Source organism: Bacillus mycoides (assembly GCF_000832605.1).
Classification (GTDB): Bacteria; Bacillota; Bacilli; order Bacillales; family Bacillaceae_G; genus Bacillus_A; species Bacillus_A mycoides.
In genome coordinates, this window is sequence record NZ_CP009692.1 from 1,521,214 (window position 1) to 1,546,634 (window position 25,421).

The window sequence follows — 25,421 nt, forward strand, 5'->3', positions numbered from 1 at the left end:
TACATTAATAAACGAGAAATCCAGCGCGGTCTAGTGCCTCACAGGCAGCATCTAATTTCTCTTTAGAATCTGCTTCGATTGTATGTAAGTGAATACCATCTGTCAGTTGCGAAAGATAGGAAGCGTTTGTGTTTTCGATTTTTTGTAAATATTGCTCTACATCGAAGCGATTACTTACCATAATCGATGCTGTTAAGTCGCCGTATACAGGATGCTCAACTTTTACGTCTTTAATTGTAACGCCGTGGTCAACTAACATAGTAAGTTCTTGACGTACTTCTGCCGGTTTATGTTGGCATACGATTACGCGTTCAAAAGCTTGTTGTCTTGTTTGTGGCTTTAAATATAAATACCCTTGTGCAGTCGCAATAATTGGTTCATTTCGTGCTTTTAGTAAGGAAATGTCTTGAACGATAACTTGCCTACTTACGTTTGTCTTTTTAGATAGTTCATTCCCTGATAACGGTTCATTTGCAGCAAGAAGCCACTCAAGGATGAGTTGTCGTCTTTCTTCGCCTAAAATCTTTTTTTGATCATTTTGTTTCATTATGATTTAACACCTCTATAAAATTGATTTCCAATTGTGTGTAGTGCATGAATAGTTGTATCAATTTGTTCTTTCGTTGTGTGATGTCCGAAAGAAAAGCGGACATATTGTTTTGCCTCTTCATACGTTTTTCCAATTGCAAGCATTGTTTTTGAAGGGTCTTGTTTACCTACTTGGCAAGCACTTCCAGTTGAAATGGCTATACCATGACGGTTACATTCTAACATTGTATACTGACCTTCTATTCCTTTTATTGTAACCCCAATAATATGTGGTAAACAAGAAGTAGAATGTCCTTTCACTTCAATTTCTAGAGGAAGTGTTTGTAATTGCTCTAAAAAATAAAATCGTAATTGTTTAAAACGAAAGCTCTCTTCCTTTTGATTCTTTAATATATGCTCTGCGGCTGTTAAAAAAGCAGCGATTCCAGGAACGTTCACTGTACCAGGGCGAAAGCCTTTTTCATGAGAAGTTCCCGGAAATACTTGTTCCCAGCGAACTTGCGGATTTATATAGCAAGCTCCAACTCCTTTTGGTCCGTATATTTTATGGGCTGAAACAGAAAGACTATCAATCTCCATCGCTTTAACGTCTATTGGAAGTTTACCAAACGTTTGAACACAATCCGAATGAAATAAAACATTATATTTTTTTAAAAGTGCTCCGATCTCTGTAATGTTTTGAACGGTCCCGATTTCAGAGTTTCCGTGCTGTATACTTGCTAGAGCAGTATCTTCTGTAATAGCTGCTTCTAAATCTACTAAATGAATTATCCCACTTTTATCAACAGGAATCTCAGTAATAGTATAACCTTGCGATTGTAAGGATTGAAAATAACTTCGAATCGATGCGTGTTCCATAGGTGTCGTAATAATGTGCTTTCCATTTCTAGCATTTAGAAGGGATTGAATCGCAAGGTAGTTAGATTCTGAACCGCCGCTTGTAAAGAATACACCTTGTTCCTTACCCCCAATCATTTCTGCAAATGTTTCTCTACAAACTTGTAATAAAGATGATGCACTTCCGCCGATATCGTGTAAACTTTGTTCATTTCCGAAATATGTTTTTGCCGCTGCTATATATGTTTCTAAAGCTTCTTCGCTCATAGGTGTTGTCGCTGCATAATCTAGATATATCATCATGTAATTTCCTCTCTTCAGTAAGAGTGACATTTGTTTTCGTTTTTAGAATGGTAGTGAAAATAAGAATTGTAAAAAAACTCTTGTCATTATTTTAAAACTATGTAAATATAGGTGTCAAGACAGTTGGAAAGTGTAAAGTGGGAGGCAACAATTATGCCAAGTGCAGATGTCTTGATTATTGGAAGTGGCGTTGCGGCGCTTCGTGTTGCGAAAGAGCTTTGTCACGAAAAGAATGTGATAATTATCACAAAAAAAACAGGACGTAATAATAATACACATTTAGCTCAAGGAGGAATTGCAGCAGCTGTTGCTACATATGACGATCCGAGTGGGCATTTTGAAGATACATTAGTGGCAGGTTGCCATTATAACAACGAAGAAGCAGTTCGTTATTTAGTTGAAGAGGGACCGAAAGAAATAAGTAAGCTTATTACGAATGGAATGAAATTTGATGGGGATGAAAAAGGGATCCACCTTGGTAAAGAAGGGGCGCATCGAAAACGGCGCATTTTACATGCCGGAGGAGATGCAACTGGTAAAAATCTATTAGAGCATTTAATACAAGAAGTAGTTCCGAACGTTACTGTCGTTGAGCATGAAATGGTGCTCGATTTCATTATAGAAAATAATAAATGCATAGGAGCTTTAACGCGAAATAGTGAAGGGAAGCTGAAGCGTTACTATGCTGATAATACGGTGTTAGCATCAGGAGGGATAGGTGGTTTGTACGCCTTTACATCGAATGATGAGACAATTACAGGCGATGGACTTGCGATGATATATCGAGCTGGGGGGGAACTTGTTGATTTAGAATTTGTACAATTTCATCCGACGATGTTATACGTGGACGGGCGATGTTGTGGTCTCGTTTCTGAAGCAGTCCGTGGTGAAGGAGCTGTCCTTATAAATGGAAAAGGACAGCGTTTTATGATGGATATACATCCCGGGAAAGATCTCGCACCGCGTGATGTAGTGGCAAGGGCTATTCATGAACAACTTCTTGCAGGTGAAAAAGTGTACTTAAACATCGAAACCATTCAAAACTTTGAACAACGTTTTCCGACCGTCTCATCATTATGTAAAAAGAATGGTATTGATTTAAAAGAAAATTCTATTCCGGTCGTACCGGGCGCTCATTTTCATATGGGCGGCGTGAAGACGAATTGTGACGGAGAGACGTCCATTTCAAACTTATATGCGGTCGGTGAAGTGGCTTGTAATGGAGTTCATGGTGCGAATAGATTGGCGAGTAATTCATTATTAGAAGGTCTTGTGTTTGGAAGACGAATAGGAAAACACATTTTAGCTAAGCCAGCAGAGGAAAGAAAAAATGTGCCGGAAGAGAGAGGGAAAAGTTTTATAGCTCTTAATGATTTACCGTTGAAAGAAGAAATACAAGAATGCATGATGAAATATGTTGGGATTGTGCGAACTGAGAAAAATTTATCATATGCTCAGAGATGGTTTAGTAGGTACGGTGTGCGAAATATGATCTTACAATATGATGCACTTACAAATGAAGAGATAACGCTTATTAATATGTTAACAGTTTGTGAGCTTATAACAGTATCAGCTTTGCAAAGAGAAGACAGTATTGGTGGTCATTATCGCATTGATTATCCAGAAAGAAATAGCGTGAAAAAAGAGATTATCCGAGTGAGAAGAAAACTACAACTTGTTTAATAAGGGGAAGAGGGGTTTTATGAATACGTTAAAAGTTAAGGAAGCATTAAATCGATTTTTTCTAGAAGATATAGGAGAAAGAGATGTAACATCTCAGCTTATCTTTCCCGATAATGCACTTGCGAAAGGAACGTTTCTTGTAAAGGATACAGGGGTATTTGCAGGGTGCTTAGTAATTGAAGAAGGATTTAAATTAATTGATCAGAGAATTGGAGTTGAACTTCATAAAAAAGATGGGGATCTTGTAGAAAAAGGAGAAATAATTGCAACCGTGCAAGGCCCAATCGCATCATTATTAACGGCAGAGCGCGTTATATTAAACGTTATTCAGCGTATGAGCGGGATAGCGACGATGACACGTAAGGCGGTTTTTGCTTTAGATAGCAGTCATACACGCATTTGTGATACGAGAAAAACGATGCCAGGACTACGTATGTTTGATAAATATGCTGTAGTATGCGGGGGCGGATTTAACCACAGATTCGGTTTATATGATGGTGTCATGATTAAAGACAATCATATTGCTTTTGCTGGCTCGATTACAAAAGCTGTTACATCGGTGAAAGAAAGATTGGGACATATGGTGAAAGTAGAAGTCGAAACAGAGACAGAGGCGCAAGTAAGAGAAGCAGTAGAGGCCGGCGCAGATGTTATTATGTTCGATAATCGTACGCCAGAAGAGATTCGTGAGTTTTCAAAAATTGTACCAAGTGCCATCGTCACGGAGGCTTCAGGTGGTATTACAATTGAAGATTTATCAAAATACGGAAAAACAGGGGTAGATTATATTTCACTTGGAGCGTTAACACATTCAGTGAAAGCACTTGATATTAGTTTTAATATTGAGGCCTAATGAGAGTGGTTTAGAGGGGGAGAATCATAAATGGGTATTTTAGAGAAAGTTCAGCCAATCGAAGTAATGTTACCAGAGCGTTATCAAACGATGTCTATATTAGAGATGGAAGAGCGTGTCCGTGAAATTAAAGAAAAAATGGGGGCATTACTATTTATTCCAGGACATCATTATCAAAAAGATGAAGTGGTGCAATTTTCAGATGCAGCAGGGGACTCACTTCAACTCGCGCAAGTTGCAGCGAATAATAAAGAGGCAAAATATATTGTGTTTTGTGGTGTGCACTTTATGGCAGAAACGGCAGATATGTTAACGACAGATGATCAAATTGTCATCTTACCAGATATGCGTGCCGGCTGTTCTATGGCAGATATGGCAGATATTGAACAAACAGAAAGAGCGTGGAAAGAGCTCGCGAAATTATTTGGGGATACGATGATTCCATTAACGTATGTAAATTCAACAGCTGCGATCAAAGCGTTTTGTGGTCGTAATGGAGGGGCAACAGTAACCTCTTCTAATGCAAAACAAATGGTGTCTTGGGCGTTTACACAAAAAGAGCGTCTCGTCTTTTTACCAGACCAACATTTAGGAAGAAATACAGCGTATGATTTAGGTATTCCGTTAGAAAAAATGGCAGTGTGGAACCCGCATACAGATTCATTAGAGTACGATGGAGATATAGAAGAAATTCAAGTGATTTTATGGAAAGGCCATTGTTCTGTTCATCAAAACTTCACTGTGAAAAATATTGAAAATGTGCGAAAAAATCATCCGGATATGAATATTATTGTTCACCCTGAATGTTGTTATGAAGTGGTTGCTGCTTCTGATTATGCAGGATCAACGAAATATATTATTGATATGATTGAAGCAGCTCCGGCGGGAAGTAAGTGGGCGATTGGTACAGAGATGAATTTAGTGAACCGAATTATTCAGCAACATCCAGATAAAGAAATTATTTCGCTAAATCCGTTTATGTGTCCTTGCTTAACGATGAACCGAATTGACTTACCTCACCTGTTATGGGTACTTGAGAACATAGAAAGAGGAGAACAAATTAACGTTATTCGTGTAGAGAAACAAGTAACAGAAGAGGCAGTTCTTGCATTAAATCGTATGTTAGAGCGCGTTTAAAGCAGCGGGATTTCCGTTGCTTTTTTTCGTACATATAATCATAACAAGGATGAAATAGGCATACATTGTGTTGAGGAAATCATTGCGGTTTTTCTATGCTTATTCCACTTCGAATCATATTGAAAATAGAAGAAGTGATAAAAGTAAAAGAAGTTAATGTTGTTTAGAAAGTGTTACTTCAAAGTGTTTTTACTTATAGATAAGTTATACAGGAGGGGGAAAATTTGAAAATTCATATCGTGCAAAAAGGGGAGACCCTTTGGAAAATTGCAAAAAAGTACGGAGTGGATTTTGAAACGCTAAAAAAAACAAATACACAGCTTAGCAATCCAGACCTAATTATGCCAGGGATGAAAATTAAAGTGCCATCGCATAGCGTTCATGTGAAACAACAAACTGGATCGGGTTCAGCGCCCCCGAAACAATATGTAAAAGAGGTGCAGCAAAAAGAGTTTGCATCAACACCAACGCCACTTGCAATAGAAGATGAAGATGAGATCACGTATCAATCAACACCTATTACACAACAACCAGCTATGCAACAAACGCAAAAAGAAATGCAGATAAAACCGCAAAAAGAAATACAGGTGAAGCCGCAAAAGGAAGTGCAAGTGAAGCCACAAAAAGAAGTGCAAAAAGAAATTCCGATTCAAAAAGAGAAGCCAGTTGAAAAGCCGCCTGTCATTCAAAAACCACCTGTTGTAGAGAAAGTAGAAAAACTAAAACCTACTACGAAAGAAAACACTAAATTTTCTATCAATGTGTTACCACAGCCACCGCAACCACCAATTAAAGCGAAAAAAGAATATAAAATTTCAGACGTAATAAAAAAGGGAAGCGAGTTAATTGCTCCTCAAATTAATAAAATGAAACCTAACAATGTCATTTCTCCGCAAACGAAAAAAGACAATATAGGAAACATAGTGTCACCGCAAGTGAAAAAAGACAATATAGGGAATATAGTGTCGCCGCAAGTGAAGAAAGAGAATGTAGGGAATATAGTGTCGCCGCAAGTGAAGAAAGAGAATGTAGGGAATATAGTGTCGCCGCAAGTGAAGAAAGAAAATGTAGGGAATATAGTGTCGCCGCAAGTGAAGAAAGAAAATGTAGGGAATATAGTGTCGCCGCAAGTGAAAAAAGAAAATGTAGGAAGCATAGTCTCGCCACAAGTGAAGAAAGAAAATATAGGAGGCATAGTCTCACCAAACGTATCAAAAGAAAGTGTTATTATCCCGCAAGTAATACCGCCTAATATTCAAGTGCCGAATATAATGCCAATAATGGATAATAATCAACCACCAAATATAATGCCAATAATGGATAACAATCAACCACCAAATATAATGCCAATAATGGATAACAACCAAATGCCAAATATGATGCCAATAATGGATAACAATCAACCACCAAATATAATGCCAATAATGGATAACAATCAACCACCAAATATAATGCCAATAATGGATAACAACCAAATGCCAAATATGATGCCAATAATGGATAACAACCAAATGCCAAATATGATGCCGATAATGGATAACAACCAAATGCCAAACATGATGCCGATAATGGATAACAACCAAATGCCAAACATGATGCCGATAATGGATAACAATCAAATGCCAAACATGATGCCGATAATGGATAACAATCAAATGCCAAACATGATGCCGATAATGGATAACAATCAAATGCCGAACATGATGCCGATAATGGATAACAATCAAATGCCGAACACGATGCCGATAATGGATAACAATCAAATGCCGAACATGATGCCGATAATGGATAACAATCAAATGCCAAACATGATGCCATATCAACAGCCAATGATGCCGCCATATCCGCAGTATCAGCAACAAAATCCATACAATCAAATGCCGTATCAACAAATGGCGCCGCAATATACTTCTATGCCAAATCCAAATATGATGCCAATGGATAATAATATGCCGCCACTCGTGCAAGGTGAAGAAGATTGTGGATGCGGAGGAGAAAGTAGGTTATATAGTCCACAACCGGGTGGACCACAATATGCTAATCCTTTATATTATCAACCAACTCAGCCGGCATATGCACCACAGCCAGGAACGATGTATTATCAGCCGGACCCACCAAACGTATTTGGAGAACCAGTTTCAGAAGAAGAGGACGAAGAGGAAGTTTAAAAAAAGGTGGGGTTATTCCCACCTTTTTTGTATTCGTGATAGTCAGGAATATGGTGAATTTACATTAAGTGCTAGAAAATTCCTAGTGAAATATTAACAGTGTAAAAACCCTCTCTGTTACTCATCATAAGGGGGAGCTTTTCGAAAGAGAAGTTCATTCTAACAGAGGGGGTTTTTGTATTGAATACGAAAGTAAAAGTTATTGCTGCTTCTTTGTTAGTTACCAGTGCATTAGCTGCATGTGGTACACCAAAAGATAATAATGCGATGGATGGACGTAACTATAATTACGAGCGTACATCTTATAATGATACACACCGATATAATGATAATGTAACGCGTAACGATCGTTATACAGATTATGTAACATATAGAAACGGTCGTAATGACGCAGGATCCAACTATTATCGTGATGTAAATTACAATGGGCAAATTGCTAATCCACACCCAACTCGTAATATTACAATGAACAATTCATACATTAACAATGATGGTAAAACTGCGGAGAAAATTACGAATCGTGTAAAACGTATGAATAACGTAGATCGCGTTTCTACAGTTGTATATGGAAACGATGTAGCGATTGCGGTAAAACCGCGTAATACAGCGACGAATGAAACAGCAATGGCGAACGAAATTCGTCAAGCTGTTGTGAATGAAGTTGGAAATAGAAACGTATATGTTTCTGTAAGAAATGACATGTTTACTCGTGTCGATGCAATGAGTACACGTCTACGTAACGGCACAGTTACAAATGATTTTAATCGTGACATAACAAATATGTTCCGAGACATTCGTTATGGCTTAACTGGTACAGTACGATAACAAAACAAAGAGGAAGGGATAGCCCTTCCTCTTTATTCATCTTCGTCTTGTAAACGACGTTTTTTAATAAAATAACTAACGGAGTAAGAAACTAAAAAGCATATGAAGAAAATACTACCTGTTAGAATGGCTTCAAACAGAGGTCTTTCTGGACTGAAAGTGATATAAATAATAGCTATGATAATTCCAACAATAAGAGAGCGTAAGACAAGTTTGTAATAAGGAGTTAACTTTATTTCCTTTTCACTTTCTTCTACATCTATTGAAACACTTAACTGTAAATAACTAAATAACATACTTGTAAGAATAAATAATAACCATAATGGAGATTTCGTAATTTGATTAGCTCCTTCAGTGAATCCAATATAGCCTAAAATTCCAATTATACCAATGTATTGAAAAAGAAAGGCAATACGTATGTTTTTTAACGTTTGAAGAATGAGACGTTCATCCTTTATTTTTTTCACAATATCCATCTCCTGTTTATTATGATTTCGCTGTCACACTAATTGTAACATATATGTTACAATTATCAATTTATAATTTACATAAAATTATTTGGATGGAAGAGGAAATGAAATATTTTTATAAACATGTTGCAGTTATACATTATTAATGTTATATTAGCAAAGCGATGAGCTAATTTACGTAAGTCGAGAGATATGCTTAAGTGCTAAACACGCGAATGTGGTCGCCTGGTCTTTCGCCGTAAACGCATCAGACGCCTGCTTTGCAGGCGTCTTTCATTTTATATAAAAGTAAATGATACATGCAGATGAGGATTAACCCTTATCTGCATTTTTTATTTTCCTTAGAAATTTAATGCTATTGTTTATATGGATAAAACCCCCATTTCCGGAAAAGCTACAAATGAAAGTATGATTTTGCCTAGAAGAGGTGAACGGAAATGAAATGGATGCTAATTGCAGTGCAAGCTTTCGTTGTGATGTTTTGCTTAGCTTATGGATCCGATGTGAGGGCAGAAATAACAGAAAAAGTACCTGAAGTTACAATTTTATTAGAGCGTATGTATGTTGATGGAGAAGTAAGCGAGGAAATACTGACAGAAAAAGTAGCGGATTTAGAAAAGTTTTTGCAGCAATATAAAGAATGGCAACTTGTTGATCGTGATGATGTGCAAATCGTATTACAAAGGAAAGTTGATGATATTTCTCCTTTACTGAAAACGAGCGGTTATTTTGGTGTTTCAGAGGAAGGGATATTGCAAATTTTTAAAGGGGTACCGAAAAGTGATAACGCGATCCATTCCTTCTTTCAAATTGATATGAAAAAGCTTGAGAGTTATGAGCGAGCAAAACTAAAGCGTGGTATTCGTATTAAGTCAAAAGAAGGATTCGTGAAGACAATCGAAAAAATGAAGCAATACGCAGTGCAAAATAATAAAAAAAGCAGCTCAGGGTGAGCTGCTTTTTTTATTTATTCTTAGCTAAAATCTCTTTTGCGATTTCATCAATTAGCATATCTTTTCCGATTGGATTGAATGCTTTCGTATTGAAGGCTTCATTCGATACTTCATATACGTGATTGTTTTTTACTGCTTTATTATCTTTCCAAACCGCACTGTTTTTATAGTCTTCGTACACTTTATCAGCTTCTCCGCCGAAGTTTACAATAAACATTTGATCAGGCTGGAATGCAACAAGACCTTCTAGTGATACTTGTGCCATCGTTTGTTTTAAATCTGTACCTTTTGTTGCTGGAAGCTTTAAGTCGTTAAAGATGATGTCACCGTATCCGAAGCTACCGTATACACGGTAGTTTTGTGGTGTAACTGCAACGAACATAAAGTTCTCATCTTTTGTTTTCTCTTTAATTTTTTTAGATAAAGAGTCTGCTTTTTTATCGTAATCTGCAATCCATTTGTCTGCTTTCTTTTCTTCGTCAAATAGTTTACCTACTTCTTTAAACTTACCGCGCCAGTCTTCTAGATTTGTTTCCAGAACAACTGTCGGTGCCACTTTTTCTAGTTGATCATAAATTTTCAATTGACGATTGTTTAAAATAATTAAGTCTGGTTTTAAAGCAGTAACAGCCTCTAAATCAACTTTAGGTGCCCAATACCAGCCAACTGCTTTTACTCCGTCTAACTTTTCAGTTAAATGATTTTGGATTTTATCTTTATATGTGTTTGCTGTGCCAACAGGTTTATGTCCAAGGATTAATAATTCCTCTGTTGATCCAGATAAATCAACAATTCTCTTTGGATTAGCTGGAATTGTTGCTTCCCCTTTAGCATGTTTTACAACTTTTGTTTTCGGTTGTTCTTTTGTTTTTTCTTCTTCTTTTTGAGAAGAACAGCCAACGATAGAAAGAACAACTAGCATGATAGTAAATAAAATAAATAGCTTTTGTTTCATCCTGATGTAACCCCTTTAATTAATATTGATAATCATTATTGACTCCTGTATAGTAATGTTCTTTTTGTATTTATGTCAATAGAAAAAAACGGAAATTGTAAACGGGGAACATTTGTTGGGGCAGTCTCGCTTTTCTATTGTTAAATATGTTAAAATGGAATACATGATTTGAGAGGGAGAGATCGTATTTTGTTTGAATATGTTACAGGTTACGTGGAGTATGTAGGACCGGAATATGTCGTAATTGACCATAATGGAATTGGTTATCAAATTTTCACACCAAATCCGTATGTATTTCAAAGAAGTAAGCAAGAAATCCGTGTCTATACATATCATTATGTGAGAGAAGATATTATGGCACTTTACGGTTTTAAAACACGTGAAGAGCGTTTATTATTTACAAAATTGTTAGGTGTATCGGGGATTGGACCAAAAGGTGCTCTTGCAATTTTAGCTTCTGGTCAAACCGGACAGGTCGTTCAAGCGATTGAACATGAAGATGAGAAGTTCTTAGTGAAGTTCCCAGGCGTCGGAAAGAAAACAGCGCGCCAAATGATTTTAGATTTAAAAGGAAAACTAGCAGATGTTGTACCAGATGCGTTTGTTGATTTGTTCTCAGATACTGAAAGTTTTGATACGAAGAAAGGTTCATCAGTTGAACTTGATGAAGCACTGGAAGCACTGCGTGCACTTGGCTATGCAGAACGAGAAGTCTCTCGCGTTGTACCAGAGTTATTAAAAGAATCACTAACGACGGATCAATATATTAAAAAGGCACTTAGTCTTTTACTAAATGGTAAGAGGTGAGTATAATGGACGAACGTCTCCTTTCAGGGGAATCTGGATACGAAGATGCGGATTTAGAGTATTCATTACGGCCACAGACGCTCCGTCAGTACATTGGCCAAGATAAAGCGAAACATAATTTAGAAGTGTTTATTGAAGCGGCGAAAATGCGTGAAGAAACGTTAGATCACGTACTTTTATATGGCCCACCTGGACTTGGTAAAACGACGCTTGCGAATATTATTGCCAATGAAATGGGTGTTAACATTCGAACGACGTCAGGTCCCGCAATTGAAAGACCAGGAGATTTAGCAGCTGTATTAACAGCGCTTCAGCCAGGAGATGTATTATTTATTGATGAAATTCATCGTTTGCATAGATCTATTGAAGAAGTGCTATACCCAGCGATGGAAGACTTTTGCCTTGATATCGTTATTGGGAAAGGACCATCAGCTCGCTCTGTACGCCTAGATTTACCTCCATTTACGCTAGTTGGGGCAACGACGCGTGCAGGTGCATTATCAGCACCACTTCGTGACCGTTTCGGTGTACTTTCACGATTAGAGTACTATACAGTAGATCAGCTTTCTGCGATTGTAGAACGCACAGCAGAAGTGTTTGAAGTTGAAATAGATTCGTTAGCTGCATTAGAAATTGCAAGACGTGCCCGTGGTACACCTCGTATTGCGAATCGTCTATTACGACGTGTACGTGACTTCGCACAAGTTCGCAGTGACGGAACGATTGCGATGGAAATTACACAAATGGCGTTAGAACTATTACAAGTAGATAAATTAGGACTTGATCATATCGACCATAAATTACTGCTTGGTATTATTGAAAAGTTCCGCGGTGGTCCAGTTGGATTAGAAACTGTTTCAGCAACGATTGGGGAAGAATCTCATACGATTGAAGATGTGTATGAGCCGTATTTATTACAAATTGGCTTTTTACAAAGAACGCCAAGAGGCCGGATCGTAACACCGCTCGCATATGAGCATTTCGGAATGGAGATGCCCAAAGTATGACGGAGATGCCAAAGCTGCTTATTACAGCTGGTATTTTGCTCATTGTTGTTGGATTAGCTTGGAAGTTCATAGGAAGGCTTCCAGGCGATATTTTTGTGAAAAAAGGTAACGTTACCTTTTATTTTCCTATCATTACATGTATTGTGTTAAGTATTGCATTATCTTTCATTATGTATATAATAAATCGATTCAAATAAGAAATAGGTGGATACAGTTATGGATATTAATCTGTTTGATTTTCATTTACCAGAAGAACTCATTGCACAAATTCCGCTTGAAGAGCGTGAAACATCAAGATTGATGGTGTTAGACCGTGAAACAGGAGATATTGAGCATAAACATTTTACAGACATTCTTTCTTACTTACAAGAGGGGGATTGCTTAGTTTTAAATGAAACGAAAGTGATGCCAGCTCGCTTGCACGGTGTGAAAGAAGATACAGGTGCACACATTGAAGTGCTTCTTTTGAAACAAGAGGAAGGCGATAAGTGGGAAACGCTTATAAAGCCAGCGAAGCGTGTAAAAGAAGGAACTGTCATTTCTTTTGGTGAAGGAAAGTTAAAAGCAACTTGCATTGGAACAGCAGATCAAGGTGGGCGTCAACTTGAGTTTTCATATGACGGCATCTTTTATGAAATTTTAGACGAGCTTGGAGAAATGCCACTTCCTCCATATATTAAAGAGACGCTAGAAGATCGCGATCGTTATCAAACGGTATATGCGAAGGAAATCGGTTCAGCAGCAGCACCGACGGCTGGCCTTCACTTTACAGAAGAGTTACTTGAGAAATTGAAGCAAAAAGGCGTCGGGTTAGCATTCATTACACTCCATGTAGGACTTGGAACTTTTAGACCAGTTTCTGCAGATACTATTGAAGAGCATCATATGCACGCAGAGTATTACCATATGTCTGAAGAGACTGCGGCGTTATTAAACCGCGTGAAAGAGAATGGCGGCCGTATTATTACTGTAGGTACGACATCAACTCGTACGTTAGAAACGATTGCGACAGATAATAGTGGTAAGCTTTGCGCAGCTTCTGGCTGGACAGATATTTTTATGTACCCAGGATATGAATTTAAAGCAATTGATGGTTTAATTACAAACTTCCATTTGCCGAAATCAACATTAATTATGCTTGTAAGTGCATTTTCAAATAGAGATAATGTACTTCATGCTTATAATGAAGCAGTAAAAGAAAAATATCGTTTCTTTAGTTTCGGTGATGCGATGTTCGTTGCATCTCACGCTAAAATGAGAAACAAATAAAAGGAGTAAATTATGACAGCAATTCGTTATGAATTTATTAAAACTTGTAAACAAACGGGTGCGCGTTTAGGTCGAGTGCACACGCCACACGGCTCATTTGATACACCGACATTTATGCCAGTTGGTACACTTGCAACAGTTAAAACAATGTCACCAGAAGAATTAAAAGCAATGGATTCTGGCATTATTTTAAGCAATACGTATCATTTATGGCTACGTCCAGGCCACGAAATTATTCGTGAAGCAGGTGGCTTGCATAAGTTTATGAACTGGGATCGTGCAATCTTAACGGATTCAGGTGGATTCCAAGTATTTAGCTTAAGTGATTTCCGACGTATTGAAGAGGAAGGTGTTCATTTCCGCAATCACTTAAATGGCGATAAATTATTCTTATCTCCAGAAAAAGCGATGGAAATCCAAAATGCATTAGGTTCAGATATCATGATGGCATTTGATGAGTGTCCACCGTTCCCAGCGACTTTTGAATACATGAAAAAGTCGGTAGAGCGTACAAGCCGCTGGGCAGAGCGTTGCCTAAAGGCGCATGAACGTCCACAAGATCAAGGTTTATTCGGTATTGTACAGGGCGGGGAGTTTGAAGAACTTCGTCGTCAAAGTGCGAAAGATCTTGTTTCAATGGACTTCCCTGGCTATGCTATCGGCGGTCTATCTGTTGGTGAACCGAAGGATATTATGAATCGTGTTCTTGAGTTTACAACACCACTTCTTCCTGATGATAAACCACGTTACTTAATGGGTGTAGGTTCTCCTGACTCGTTAATTGATGGTGCGATTCGCGGTGTTGATATGTTTGACTGTGTACTTCCAACTCGTATCGCTCGAAATGGTACATGTATGACAAGTGAAGGCCGCTTAGTTGTGAAAAATGCGAAATTCGCTAGAGACTTCGGGCCGCTTGATCCGAACTGTGATTGCTACACATGTAAAAACTATTCTCGTGCGTACATTCGTCACTTAATGAAATGTGATGAAACGTTCGGAATTCGTTTAACGTCTTATCACAACCTTCATTTTCTGTTAAACTTAATGGAGCAGGTGAGACAAGCTATTCGTGAAGACCGTCTTGGCGATTTCCGCGAAGAGTTCTTTGAACAGTATGGCTTTAATAAACCGAATGCTAAAAACTTCTAATACATAATTTAAAAGGAGGAACACAAGATGAATGCAGGTATGATGAATATCGTTATGATTGTTGCGATGTTTGCGATTTTCTATTTCTTATTAATTCGCCCGCAACAAAAGCGTCAAAAAGCAGTTGCACAAATGCAAAATGAAATCAAAAAAGGTGATGCTATCGTAACAATCGGTGGTTTACACGCTACAATCGAATCAGTGGATGAAACAAAAATTGTTGTTAAATCTGGTGGTGCACACTTAACTTTCGATCGCAATGCGATTCGTGAAGTTGTGAAAAACTAATGATGAAGGCCCTGCATGAAATGTGCAGGGCCTTTTTTTAACTATTTTGTTTTGACATATTTACACCGAAAATACCTCCGAGTGTACTCGCACCCATCAATGCTAATTGGTAGAGTAACTGTGAGTTCGATAAAGTTTGAGAGAAGCCTAAATAGTTAACGAGAAAGACGAGAATAGCGAATGTAAGGCCTGTTGTGAAACCTACTAGCCATCCTTTTCCTTGTGCCTTTTTACCAGCAATAAATCCAGACATAAGCATAGATAGAAGGGCTATTATAAAAATAATAATTACTAATGTCCCTTCATTAATATTCGTAAATTTTAATAAAAGAGCCATGATCATACTTGTAATAGATGCGAGGATTAATAGGGTAATAATACCGAAGCCGATTGCGCTCGATAATTTTTTCGTTCCATCCATTATGCATTCCCCCTTTTTAATACAAGCATATTTTCATTTTGTTTAAGTTAGACTAGTTTCTTTTTTGTAGGGGAGCCTATAAGTAAAAAAAGGGGATGTAGAAATGGAATGGGTATCAATAATCGGACGAACAATGCTTTTGTATATAATCATTTTAATTATTTTTCGTCTTATGGGTAAACGTGAAATTGGAGAATTAAGTGTATTAGATTTAGTTGTATTCATTATGCTCGGTGAAATGGCTGTAGTGGCAATCGAAAATACAGATAAATCACTTTGGCATCAATTAGTTCCAATGACTTTTCTTATGTGTATACAAATCATTTTGTCGGTCATTTCTTTAAAGTTTCAGCGTTTTCGGCATTTAATAGAAGGGGAGCCTGCGATTCTTGTGAATGCAGGTAAAATTGATGAAAAAAAGATGCGGAAGCAGCGATATAACATAGATGATTTATTGATGCAACTACGTGAGCAAGGAATCGGAGATGTGCGTGATGTAGAATACGCTATTTTAGAACCATCTGGAAAGTTATCTGTCTTTCAAAAACAAAAAAGTAAAAAGAGCAAAAATGATACACCAATTTTTACACTCCCACTAATTATTGATGGAGAAATTCAATACAATCATTTGCAAATGATCGAACATACAGATGGGTGGCTCGTTGAGAAACTGAATAACTTAGGTTATAAAGATGTGAAACGAATTTTATATTGTAGTTTTCAAAATGGACAGTTTTTCGTTGATTTGAAAGAAAATTAGAGGCTTACCATTTTGAATGGCAAGCCTGCTTACTTCAAAAATGAAAGTTTCCGAATGATAGGGAGACGACTTAATTCTTCTTTTCGAATGAGTTTGAAAACGAAGAGGAGAACGATATAAACGATTGTTGTTAAAGTGATTTCCCATAATGTTTGTATGCCAAGTGAATGAGAAAAAACGATATACTTATGAAGATAAAAACCGAAGGTACCAGCAATCCCGATAGCAATTCCGCCGAAAATATAGTCTTTTGCATAAATGGTAAATGCAATTTTCTTTAAAACAGTGGCGTAGTGAAGGAATGTTACGGTTACTATATTTGCTGCGATGGCGAGGGCAACCCCCATCATTTGGAACTCTGGGCGTGAAGCGAGTACAAAGATAACGATTAATTTTACGATAGCGCCAATAAATGTGTTCATCATAGCAGCGCGTGCTAAGTTTAAAGCTTGCAACACAGATGTAAGGGGGCTTTGAAAATAATGAAATAAAAAGCAAGGTGCAAGAAGCTGGATGAAAGCGGCCGCGTTGTCTGATCCGTACATGAGAGTTAAAACTGGAGAAGCAAATACATATAATATAACGACTGACCATCCGCCGGTTATTAAGGAAATTCGAAGTGCTTGTTGTAATCGGTGTTCTACTAATTTGTGTTGTCTCTTTGCCATTGCCTCGCTAATTGATGGGACGAGTGCTGTAGAAAGAGCATATGTAATAAAGGCTGGCAGTGATAGAAGTGGGAACGCATATCCGTTTAATATACCGTATTGCTGAGTTGCGACAGAAGCAGCAACGCCGGCGATCGCTAAGCTTTGCATAACGACGATAGGTTCAAAGAAATAAGAAACGGAACCAATTAAACGGCTTCCTGTAGTTGGTAAAGCAATGTCCATAAGGGAATAAAATGTATTTTTGCTCTCCTTTACAGTAGTGAAAAATCCAGAGCGTATAGATAAATGTTTTTCGCGTTGGAATAAAGTAAGTAAAAATAATAAAGATGCAACTTCACCTAGAACAGCTGATAGCATGGCACCGGCTGCAGCATATTCTACGCCGTAAGGTAAAAATAACCGAATGCATACAGCGATAATTGTAATGCGGACAACTTGTTCTATGACTTGAGCGTAAGCGCTCGGCTTCATGTTTTGTTTCCCTTGGAAATAACCACGTAAAACGGAAGAAACTGCAATAACGGGGACGACAGGTAAAATAGCCATTAATGGATAGTAAGTTCTTTCATCTGTTAATAATGTTTTTGCTAAAATAGGTGTGAGTAGCATAATCCCAATTGTTAAAATGATACTAATAATGGATGTAACGGCTAGTGAGACAGTTAATATTTTTTTAACTCTTTGCTTATCGTTCACTGCTTCTGCTTCTGCTACAAATTTTGCGATTGCAACAGGAAGGCCAATTTGTGTTAATGTAATTGCTAAAATGAAGGTGGGGACAGCCATCATATAAAGGCCGACGCCTTCTTCGCCTAAAATACGTGCCATTACAATGCGGTTAATAAATCCAAGGATTTTTGTAATAAAACCGGCTATCATTAAAATAAATGCGCCTTTTAAAAAGCTTTGTCTCGTCATACTCTTCTCCTACCTTCTCAAAATCAATGGAATGATTTACAATAATTTATATGCACGTATGAGACAAGAATGACAAGCATTTAAGAGAGTGAAGTATGAATGGTACTCTTGAAAGAAGTTATTACTGTCCATTAGAGCGGGATTAAAAGCGACTTTTCGTGCTGAAATAAGAAGGAGATGTTATATATGTTGGATAAAGAGGCTTTGGTAGAATCATACCGCGGACAGTTACAAGTCGTTTTAGAAAGTAAAGTAGAAGAGTTTCAAATGTTCGGTTACGACCGAGTGACAGATAATGATATTTGGAAGTTTCTCAAGGCGAAAAAGTGGAAAAAGATAGATAGTGATGTTAGGTTATATGAATTAGTAAATGATGTATTAAGAGTAAGTACTAATGAATATATGAATTATTTAACTGTTGAAGCATATCAAGCACCACTTTGGTCGTTTGATGAATATGAAAATAAATAACCGACTGTAATTGGTTTGTTCTTCCTTTTGCAGTATAATGATAGGTATTGATAAAGAGGAATTAATTATGTCTAAGATTATATATAAAGGAGGTAGTGAAGAGGAAAAATAAATAATGAATAGTGTAGGTATTGTGAAAAGCTTACCGACACAGCTAGTGATGAACTAGCGGAAATACATGTATTTTATAGAAAGTAAGTCTACTAACTAGGCGTATGCACACGTGCGAAAATGAATCGTAAGAGATTTATTGAAAGTGTTAGTAGCAGAAAGAGGGTACATATGGCAAAGCGTGGTACAAGAATTGCCGCCTTTTTCCTCATCGTTTTATTAATTGGTGGAGTAATTGGTGCGGCAGGAAAAGACATAGCAAAAGGAATTAGTCTAGGACTAGACCTTCGCGGTGGTTTTGAAATTCTGTATGAAGTAAAACCAGCCAAAAAAGGTGATAAAATCGATCGTGATGCACTTGTAAGTACAGTAGGTGCTCTTGAAAATCGTGTCAATGTTCTTGGTGTAAGTGAGCCGAACATTCAAATCGAAGGGGAAGATCGAATTCGTGTACAGCTTGCTGGTGTACAAGATCAGCAAAAAGCACGTGAAATGTTATCAACACAAGCGAAACTAACATTCCGTGATGTGGATGATAACCTTCTTATGGACGGAACGGATTTAAAAGGCGGCGGAGCGAAGCAAACATTTGATGAGCAAGGCCGTGCGAGCGTAGGTCTTACACTAAAAAGCGCTGAAAAATTCCGTGAAGTAACTGAAAAGATTTCAAAAATGCCACCACCAACGAATTTAATGGTAATTTGGCTTGATTTTGAAGAAGGAAAAGATTCATATAAAGCAGAATCTGCAAAACCGAATCCGAAGTTTTTATCAGCAGCAACAGTAAGCCAAGTATTTAACCAAGCTGAAGTATCTATCGTAGGTGGAAACTTTACAGTTGAAAGTGCGAAAGAACTTTCATCTTTATTAAATGCAGGTGCACTTCCTGTTGATTTAAAAGAAATGTATTCAACATCTGTTGGAGCGAAATTTGGTCAACAAGCATTAGAGCAAACGATTTTCGCTAGTGCGATCGGTATTGCTATTATCTTCTTATTCATGCTTGTATTCTACCGTTTACCAGGACTTGTAGCGGTTATTATGTTAGGTTTATACATTTTCGTTACATTACTTGTCTTTAACTGGATGCATGCAGTTCTTACGTTACCGGGTATTGCGGCATTAGTGCTCGGGGTTGGTATCGCAGTTGATGCGAATATCATTACGTACGAGAGATTGAAGGAAGAGCTTAAAATTGGTAAGTCGATGATGTCAGCATTCCGTGCTGGTAACCATCGTTCATTAGCGACAATTTTAGATGCGAACATTACAACAATTGCAGCAGCTGGTGTATTATTCGCTTACGGTAATAGCTCTGTAAAAGGATTCGCAACAAGTTTAATCGTAAGTATTTTAGTTGGTTTCATTACGAACGTATTCGGTACTCGTTTCTTACTAGGTTTACTTGTAAAGAGCCGTTACTTTGATAAGAAACTATCTTACTTTGGTGTTAAGGAAAAGGATATTATTCCATTAACAAAAGGTGTAGTACATCCACCGACGAGATTTGATCGTATTAACTTCGTAAATATCGGTCATAAATTTTTCTTATTCTCAATTGTAGTTGTAATTGCTGGGGCAATTATATTACCGATTTTCAAAATGAATCTTGGTATTGACTTTGCAAGTGGTACACGTATCGACTTGCAATCAAAACAAGCAACTACTGTTTCTAATGTTCATAAAGATTTGAAAGAATTGAACATCGATGTGAAGGAAGAAGATATTGTACCGACCGGAGATGACAATAAAGGTTTCGCAGTTCGTACAGTAGGTGTTCTATCGAAAGATGAAATTGCGAAAACAAAAACATTCTTCCACGATAAATACGGTACAGATCCGAATGTAAGTACAGTTTCGCCGACAATCGGTAAAGAGATTGCACGAAATGCATTTATCGCAGTACTAATTGCTTCTGCAGTAATCGTTTTATACGTAAGTATTCGTTTCCGTCTTACGTACGCAGTATCTGCAGTAATCGCATTATTACATGATGCATTCGTTATGATTGTTGTATTTAGTCTTTTCCAGATAGAGGTAGACTTAACGTTTATCGCTGCGGTATTAACGATTATTGGTTACTCTATCAATGACTCGATTGTTACGTTTGATAGAAACCGTGAGTTATACAAACAGAAAAAACGAGTTCGCGACATAAAAGATTTAGAAGAAATCGTAAACTCAAGTATTCGTCAAACAATTGGTCGTTCAATTAATACAGTGTTAACAGTGTTATTCCCAGTAATCACACTACTTATTTTCGGTAGTGAATCACTGCGTAACTTCTCACTTGCATTATTAATTGGATTAGTTGTAGGTACGTACTCTTCTATTTTCGTTGCTTCTCAAATTTGGTTAATGCTTGAAAACCGTCGTTTGAAAAAGGGCAAAAACAAGAAGAAGGTTGAGAAAGAAGAACCTGAACCGCAAGTATAAAAAAGATGATGTCTCATTATGAGGCATCTCTTTTTTCGTTTGTGGATACAATAAGATAGCAACTTTTGAAAGAATGAAATGGAATAAAGTGGTGATGTTATCGCTGATTTTGTTAAAATAAAGTGAAACTTTAATAAGTGGGGGTTTTGTTCATCCCTACTTATTATTAGCCCTCACCAATCGGGCTTTTACGGGCAGTTGATCTCCCACCTAACTTCCTTGTATTTGCCGGATTTTGAGGTGGGGGGCTTACTGCCCGCAAATAGCGGGATAAAAAGATAGGTTAAGAAAAGAAGGGATTTCAATTATGGAAAAAGATGAACGTTTTAAACAGGCCGAGTTTGGTGCTATTGTCGGAATCGTTGGTAATATTATATTAGCGATTGTAAAAGCGGTAATTGGTTATATTGGAAACAGTAAGGCACTTTTAGCGGATGCAGTGCATTCTGGATCAGATGTAATTGGCTCGTTAGCTGTACTTTTTGGATTACGAGCGGCAAAGCAACCGCCTGATGAAGATCATCCGTATGGTCATGGTAAAGCGGAATCGATTTCAGCGATTATTGTTGCGGTATTATTATTTATTGTTGGAATAGAGATAGCGATTTCGTCTATAAAAGCTTTTTCACAAGATTTGGAACCACCAAAAGGAATTACGATTTTTGCAGTTATTCTTTCGATTGTAGTGAAAGAAGGGATGTTTCAGTATAAATATCGATTAGGGAAGAGGATAAATAGTGCTGCAATTATTGCAAATGCATATGAACATCGTTCGGATGTGTTTTCTTCAATTGCAGCTTTAATCGGCATTTGTGCAGCTATTATCGGCGGTAAGTTAGGTATAGATTGGCTTGTATATGCCGATCCAATTGCGGGATTATTTGTTTCAATTCTCGTTGCTAAGATGGCATGGAGTATTGGAGCAGAAGCTATTCATGCAACGCTCGATCATGTTCTGCATGAAGAAGATGTTGTTCCGCTTAGGGAGGCAGTTTTTCAAGTGGAAGGTGTGAAAAAAATCGGCTCTTTATATGCAAGAGAACATGGCCACTATGTTATTGTCGATATTAAAGTATCTGTAGATCCATATATCACTGTAGAAGAAGGGCACCGCATCGGAAAACATGTAAAAGAAAAACTTATGAAACAAGATAACGTACAAAACGTTTTTGTACATATTAATCCGTATTCTCCAAATTAAACATAACAGATATTTAATTATATAGATATCGAATCGTAGTTTGCATTATATTGTCACCCCTTAATCTGTCTTGTATAATGGATAGGTTAAGGGGTGATTTCGTGTTACAACCGAAGACGCGTTGGAAAGAAAAAGAATATAATGAGGAACTAGTGAGTGAATTAGCAAATAAATTGCAACTATCACCTCTTGTGACTTCATTATTTCTTGGCAGAGGCTTAAATACAGAAGATAAGATTGCAGACTTTTTAAATACAGCAGATCAAGAATTTCATGATCCATTTTTACTTGAAGGAATGGATCGGACTGTAGAACGTGTGAAAAAAGCTATTGAAAATGGAGAACAAATATTAATATTTGGCGATTACGATGCGGACGGAGTAAGTAGTACGACTGTGTTATATCTTGCTCTCAAAGAATTAGGTGCAGAAGTAGAGTTTTATATTCCAAATCGTTTTACTGAAGGCTATGGGCCAAATGAAGAAGCGTTTCGTTGGGCGCACAGTGCAGGGTTCTCACTAATTATTACTGTCGATACTGGTATCGCAGCGGTACATGAAGCGAAGGTAGCGAAGGAACTTGGAATAGATCTTATTATTACAGATCATCATGAGCCACCACCAGAATTACCAGAGGCACTTGCGATTATTCACCCGAAATTAGAAGGCGGTGTTTATCCGTTTCATTATTTAGCGGGTGTTGGTGTTGCATTTAAAGTTGCACATGCACTTTTGGGCCGTGTGCCAGAGCATTTGTTGGAAATTGCAGTAATCGGTACGGTAGCCGATTTAGTATCGCTTCATGGTGAAAATAGATTGTTAGTACAGCGTGGACTGAAGCATATGCGAATGACTCGGAATATCGGTTTAAAGGCGTTATTTAAAGTTGCTAACGTTTCGCAAAGCGAAATTACAGAAGAAAGCATCGGGTTCGCACTCGCACCTCGTATTAATGCAGTTGGTCGTTTGGAAGATGCAACACCTGCTGTACACCTTTTATTATCAGAAGATCCAGAGGAAGCGAAAGAGCTAGCTGAAGAAATTGATGAGCTGAACAAACTTCGAAAAGATATTGTAAAGCAAATTACTGAAGAAGCTATCGCTGAAGTCGAAAATAATTTCCCGCCAGAAGAAAATAAAGTATTAGTCCTTGCAAAAGAAGGTTGGAATCCAGGGGTAATTGGAATTGTCGCTTCTAAGTTAGTTGAACGTTTTTATCGTCCAACGATTGTATTAAGCATTGATCCTCATAAAGAAACAGCAAAGGGATCGGCTCGTAGTATTGCAGGATTTGATTTGTTTGCAAACCTTTCAGATTGCCGTGAATTGTTACCGCATTTCGGAGGTCATCCGATGGCAGCGGGAATGACGCTTAATATGAATGATGTGGATGAATTAAGACGCAGGTTAAATGAGCAAGCAGATGTAATTTTAACAGCAGAAGATTTTATTCCGATTACAGCAGTGGATGCATTTTGTAAAGTAGAGGATGTAACGCTTGCCGCGATTGAGGATATGCAAAAGTTAGCGCCATTTGGCGTAGGAAATCCGAAACCGCGTATTGCGGTGAAAGATGCCGAATTAGAAAGTATCCGTGCAATTGGATCTGATGGTTCGCATTTAAAAATGGCTCTTCGTGATGGACAAGCAACACTGGACACGATTGGATTTGGATTTGGTACTTATGCGAAAGAAATCTCTCCAGTTGCGAAGGTTTCTGTAGTAGGAGAAGTGTCCATTAATGAATGGAATAACTTTAAAAAGCCGCAATTAATGGTGCAAGATATTGCTGTAGAGGCATGGCAATTATTTGACTGGCGTAGTATGCGTAATGTAGAAGCAAATTTAGCAGAACTTCCGAAAGAAAAAATAACATTGGTGTATTTTTCTGAAGAGGTATTGAATAAATTTTCTTTAGAAGGCTATAAAGAACAGCTCGTGCATGCATCAGAGGTAGCTCATTTTGATGATCAATACATTGTGCTACTTGATTTGCCGAAAGGAACAGATGAATTAGGTGATGTATTTAAGGCTGGATTCCCAGCTCGAATTTACACGCTATTTTATCAAGAGAATAATCATTTATTTAGTACGGTCCCAACGAGGGAACATTTTAAATGGTACTATTCTTTCTTAAGCCAAAAAACACCATTTTCTTTAAGGCAATATGGGGAACAACTGTGTCGTCATAAAGGTTGGTCAAAAGATACAGTAAATTTCATGACACAGGTGTTTTTTGAGTTAGAATTTGTTACAATAAAAGACGGTGTCATTTTTATGGCAGACAAAAAACAAAAGCGTGATTTAATTGAATCGAACACATATCGTGAGAAAATGAACCACTTACAATTAGAGAAAGAATTGGTTTATAGCACATATCAGCAACTATATACATGGTTTGAAACGATTCGTGATCATAAATAAGTAGAACAGTTAGGGTAAAGGATTTGTATTTACAAACCTTTTATATCTGAGGAGGATTCAGAAATATGGATTTCAAGCAACATATCGCAATTGTACCAGATTATCCGAAAGAAGGTATTGTGTTTAAAGACATTACACCTTTAATGAACGACGGAAAAGCATATAAAGCAGCAACAGATGCAATCGTTGAGTATGCAAATAAAAGAGACATTGATGTTGTAGTAGGACCAGAAGCGCGTGGTTTTATTATTGGTTGCCCAGTTTCTTATGCATTAGAAGTAGGTTTCGCACCAGTTCGTAAATTAGGAAAATTACCACGTGAAGTAATTACAGTTGACTACGGTAAAGAATATGGAACGGATGTTTTAACAATCCATAAAGATGCAATTAAGCCCGGCCAACGTGTATTAATTACAGATGACTTATTAGCTACAGGTGGAACAATCGAAGCGACAATTAAACTAGTTGAAGAACTTGGTGGAGTTGTAGCAGGAATTGCATTTTTAGTAGAGCTTACTTACTTAGATGGTCGTAAAATGTTAGATGGTTACGATGTATTAGTATTAGAAAAATACTAATCATTATATAGGTGAAACTACGGTGATAAAAAAGTACCCGTGAATCTCTTGGAGAGGAGCGGGTACTTTTGTATAATTGCACAAAAAAACATGGTGAAATGTCAGTAAAATCTTTTCCTTTTCACAATTCACAATCATTGGGTTATAATGATAGAATATAATTTATTCTATTCAA

Annotated in this window: 23 protein-coding genes and 1 pseudogene; 18 read left to right on the plus strand and 6 right to left on the minus strand. The window is 37.4% G+C overall.

Features of this window, described 5'->3' with window-relative positions; all coding sequences use genetic code 11:
* Nucleotides 1-4: 4 nt before the first annotated feature.
* Both BG05_RS09770 and BG05_RS09775 read right to left on the minus strand, forming a co-directional pair.
* The gene (locus BG05_RS09770) at nucleotides 5-547 is read right to left on the minus strand and encodes a transcription repressor NadR (protein WP_002034157.1); all 543 of its coding nucleotides are present in this window, start codon (nucleotides 545-547) and stop codon (nucleotides 5-7) included.
* Nucleotides 547-1,689, minus strand: a complete 1,143-nt coding sequence (locus BG05_RS09775; RefSeq protein WP_003191655.1) for an IscS subfamily cysteine desulfurase — start codon at nucleotides 1,687-1,689, stop codon at nucleotides 547-549. Before BG05_RS09775 ends, BG05_RS09770 begins: the two co-directional genes overlap by 1 nt.
* A gap of 153 nt (nucleotides 1,690-1,842) precedes the next feature.
* Here BG05_RS09775 and nadB point away from each other — a divergent pair, with 153 nt between their 5' ends.
* From nadB to BG05_RS09800, 5 genes and pseudogenes are all read left to right on the plus strand, one after another.
* Nucleotides 1,843-3,372, plus strand: coding sequence for an L-aspartate oxidase (nadB, locus tag BG05_RS09780; protein WP_002067402.1), 1,530 nt, complete (start codon nucleotides 1,843-1,845; stop codon nucleotides 3,370-3,372).
* A gap of 19 nt (nucleotides 3,373-3,391) precedes the next feature.
* On the plus strand, nucleotides 3,392-4,225 hold the full coding sequence (gene nadC, locus BG05_RS09785; protein ID WP_002034160.1) for a carboxylating nicotinate-nucleotide diphosphorylase: 834 nt from the start codon (nucleotides 3,392-3,394) through the stop codon (nucleotides 4,223-4,225).
* 30 nt (nucleotides 4,226-4,255) lie between these two features.
* The gene (gene nadA, locus BG05_RS09790) at nucleotides 4,256-5,362 is read left to right on the plus strand and encodes a quinolinate synthase NadA (RefSeq protein ID WP_002034162.1); all 1,107 of its coding nucleotides are present in this window, start codon (nucleotides 4,256-4,258) and stop codon (nucleotides 5,360-5,362) included.
* Nucleotides 5,363-5,586: 224 nt separating this feature from the next.
* Nucleotides 5,587-5,743: pseudogene (gene safA / locus BG05_RS32150) on the plus strand (SafA/ExsA family spore coat assembly protein); the annotation flags it as partial.
* Nucleotides 5,744-7,710: 1,967 nt separating this feature from the next.
* The gene (locus BG05_RS09800) at nucleotides 7,711-8,355 is read left to right on the plus strand and encodes a YhcN/YlaJ family sporulation lipoprotein (protein WP_003191575.1); all 645 of its coding nucleotides are present in this window, start codon (nucleotides 7,711-7,713) and stop codon (nucleotides 8,353-8,355) included.
* A gap of 32 nt (nucleotides 8,356-8,387) precedes the next feature.
* On the opposite strand, the gene BG05_RS09805 is transcribed toward BG05_RS09800, so the two are convergent.
* Nucleotides 8,388-8,831: a hypothetical protein gene (locus tag BG05_RS09805; protein ID WP_003191577.1), complete on the minus strand. Its 444-nt coding sequence runs from the start codon at nucleotides 8,829-8,831 to the stop codon at nucleotides 8,388-8,390.
* Between the two features lie 431 nt (nucleotides 8,832-9,262).
* On the opposite strand from BG05_RS09805, the gene BG05_RS09810 reads away from it, so the two are divergent.
* On the plus strand, nucleotides 9,263-9,778 hold the full coding sequence (locus BG05_RS09810) for a BofC C-terminal domain-containing protein (protein ID WP_002167631.1): 516 nt from the start codon (nucleotides 9,263-9,265) through the stop codon (nucleotides 9,776-9,778).
* A gap of 10 nt (nucleotides 9,779-9,788) precedes the next feature.
* Here the strand turns inward: BG05_RS09810 and BG05_RS09815 are convergent, their stop codons facing one another.
* Complete coding sequence (locus BG05_RS09815) at nucleotides 9,789-10,733, minus strand: iron-hydroxamate ABC transporter substrate-binding protein (RefSeq protein ID WP_041867988.1); 945 nt, start codon at nucleotides 10,731-10,733, stop codon at nucleotides 9,789-9,791.
* Between the two features lie 189 nt (nucleotides 10,734-10,922).
* Between BG05_RS09815 and ruvA the strand changes: the two genes are divergently transcribed.
* From ruvA to yajC, 6 genes are read left to right on the plus strand one after another with little or no spacing between them, the layout of a single operon-like run.
* Complete coding sequence (gene ruvA, locus BG05_RS09820) at nucleotides 10,923-11,540, plus strand: Holliday junction DNA helicase RuvA (protein WP_002088786.1); 618 nt, start codon at nucleotides 10,923-10,925, stop codon at nucleotides 11,538-11,540.
* Nucleotides 11,541-11,545: 5 nt separating this feature from the next.
* Complete coding sequence (gene ruvB / locus BG05_RS09825) at nucleotides 11,546-12,547, plus strand: Holliday junction branch migration DNA helicase RuvB (RefSeq protein WP_000344470.1); 1,002 nt, start codon at nucleotides 11,546-11,548, stop codon at nucleotides 12,545-12,547.
* Nucleotides 12,544-12,744, plus strand: coding sequence for a DUF2905 domain-containing protein (locus tag BG05_RS09830; RefSeq protein ID WP_000138161.1), 201 nt, complete (start codon nucleotides 12,544-12,546; stop codon nucleotides 12,742-12,744). Before ruvB ends, BG05_RS09830 begins: the two co-directional genes overlap by 4 nt.
* Before the next feature lie 19 nt (nucleotides 12,745-12,763).
* Nucleotides 12,764-13,816 (plus strand): tRNA preQ1(34) S-adenosylmethionine ribosyltransferase-isomerase QueA, encoded by a 1,053-nt coding sequence (gene queA, locus BG05_RS09835; RefSeq protein WP_002167633.1) that lies wholly within the window; start codon nucleotides 12,764-12,766, stop codon nucleotides 13,814-13,816.
* 12 nt (nucleotides 13,817-13,828) lie between these two features.
* Entirely contained in the window at nucleotides 13,829-14,968 is a 1,140-nt protein-coding gene (gene tgt, locus BG05_RS09840) for a tRNA guanosine(34) transglycosylase Tgt (protein WP_002015319.1), read from the plus strand.
* A gap of 27 nt (nucleotides 14,969-14,995) precedes the next feature.
* Entirely contained in the window at nucleotides 14,996-15,256 is a 261-nt protein-coding gene (gene yajC, locus BG05_RS09845; protein ID WP_002015317.1) for a preprotein translocase subunit YajC, read from the plus strand.
* 37 nt (nucleotides 15,257-15,293) lie between these two features.
* Here the strand turns inward: yajC and BG05_RS09850 are convergent, their stop codons facing one another.
* A complete protein-coding gene (locus BG05_RS09850) occupies nucleotides 15,294-15,677 on the minus strand; it encodes a TIGR04086 family membrane protein (RefSeq protein WP_002015315.1) in 384 nt (127 codons plus the stop codon).
* A 103-nt stretch (nucleotides 15,678-15,780) separates the two neighbouring features.
* Between BG05_RS09850 and BG05_RS09855 the strand changes: the two genes are divergently transcribed.
* The gene (locus BG05_RS09855; RefSeq protein WP_002143230.1) at nucleotides 15,781-16,437 is read left to right on the plus strand and encodes a DUF421 domain-containing protein; all 657 of its coding nucleotides are present in this window, start codon (nucleotides 15,781-15,783) and stop codon (nucleotides 16,435-16,437) included.
* A 29-nt stretch (nucleotides 16,438-16,466) separates the two neighbouring features.
* Here the strand turns inward: BG05_RS09855 and spoVB are convergent, their stop codons facing one another.
* Nucleotides 16,467-18,026: a stage V sporulation protein B gene (gene spoVB / locus BG05_RS09860; protein ID WP_002015313.1), complete on the minus strand. Its 1,560-nt coding sequence runs from the start codon at nucleotides 18,024-18,026 to the stop codon at nucleotides 16,467-16,469.
* Between the two features lie 186 nt (nucleotides 18,027-18,212).
* On the opposite strand from spoVB, the gene BG05_RS09865 reads away from it, so the two are divergent.
* The 5 genes from BG05_RS09865 (at nucleotide 18,213) to BG05_RS09885 (ending at nucleotide 25,246) form a co-directional block, all read left to right on the plus strand.
* Complete coding sequence (locus BG05_RS09865) at nucleotides 18,213-18,497, plus strand: post-transcriptional regulator (protein ID WP_002112000.1); 285 nt, start codon at nucleotides 18,213-18,215, stop codon at nucleotides 18,495-18,497.
* Nucleotides 18,498-18,779: 282 nt separating this feature from the next.
* Nucleotides 18,780-21,044 (plus strand): protein translocase subunit SecDF, encoded by a 2,265-nt coding sequence (gene secDF / locus BG05_RS09870; protein WP_003191552.1) that lies wholly within the window; start codon nucleotides 18,780-18,782, stop codon nucleotides 21,042-21,044.
* 307 nt (nucleotides 21,045-21,351) lie between these two features.
* On the plus strand, nucleotides 21,352-22,245 hold the full coding sequence (locus tag BG05_RS09875; RefSeq protein ID WP_002034095.1) for a cation diffusion facilitator family transporter: 894 nt from the start codon (nucleotides 21,352-21,354) through the stop codon (nucleotides 22,243-22,245).
* 101 nt (nucleotides 22,246-22,346) lie between these two features.
* Complete coding sequence (recJ, locus tag BG05_RS09880; RefSeq protein WP_003191555.1) at nucleotides 22,347-24,668, plus strand: single-stranded-DNA-specific exonuclease RecJ; 2,322 nt, start codon at nucleotides 22,347-22,349, stop codon at nucleotides 24,666-24,668.
* 65 nt (nucleotides 24,669-24,733) lie between these two features.
* Nucleotides 24,734-25,246: an adenine phosphoribosyltransferase gene (locus BG05_RS09885; RefSeq protein ID WP_002015305.1), complete on the plus strand. Its 513-nt coding sequence runs from the start codon at nucleotides 24,734-24,736 to the stop codon at nucleotides 25,244-25,246.
* The last annotated feature ends 175 nt before the right edge of the window (nucleotides 25,247-25,421 follow it).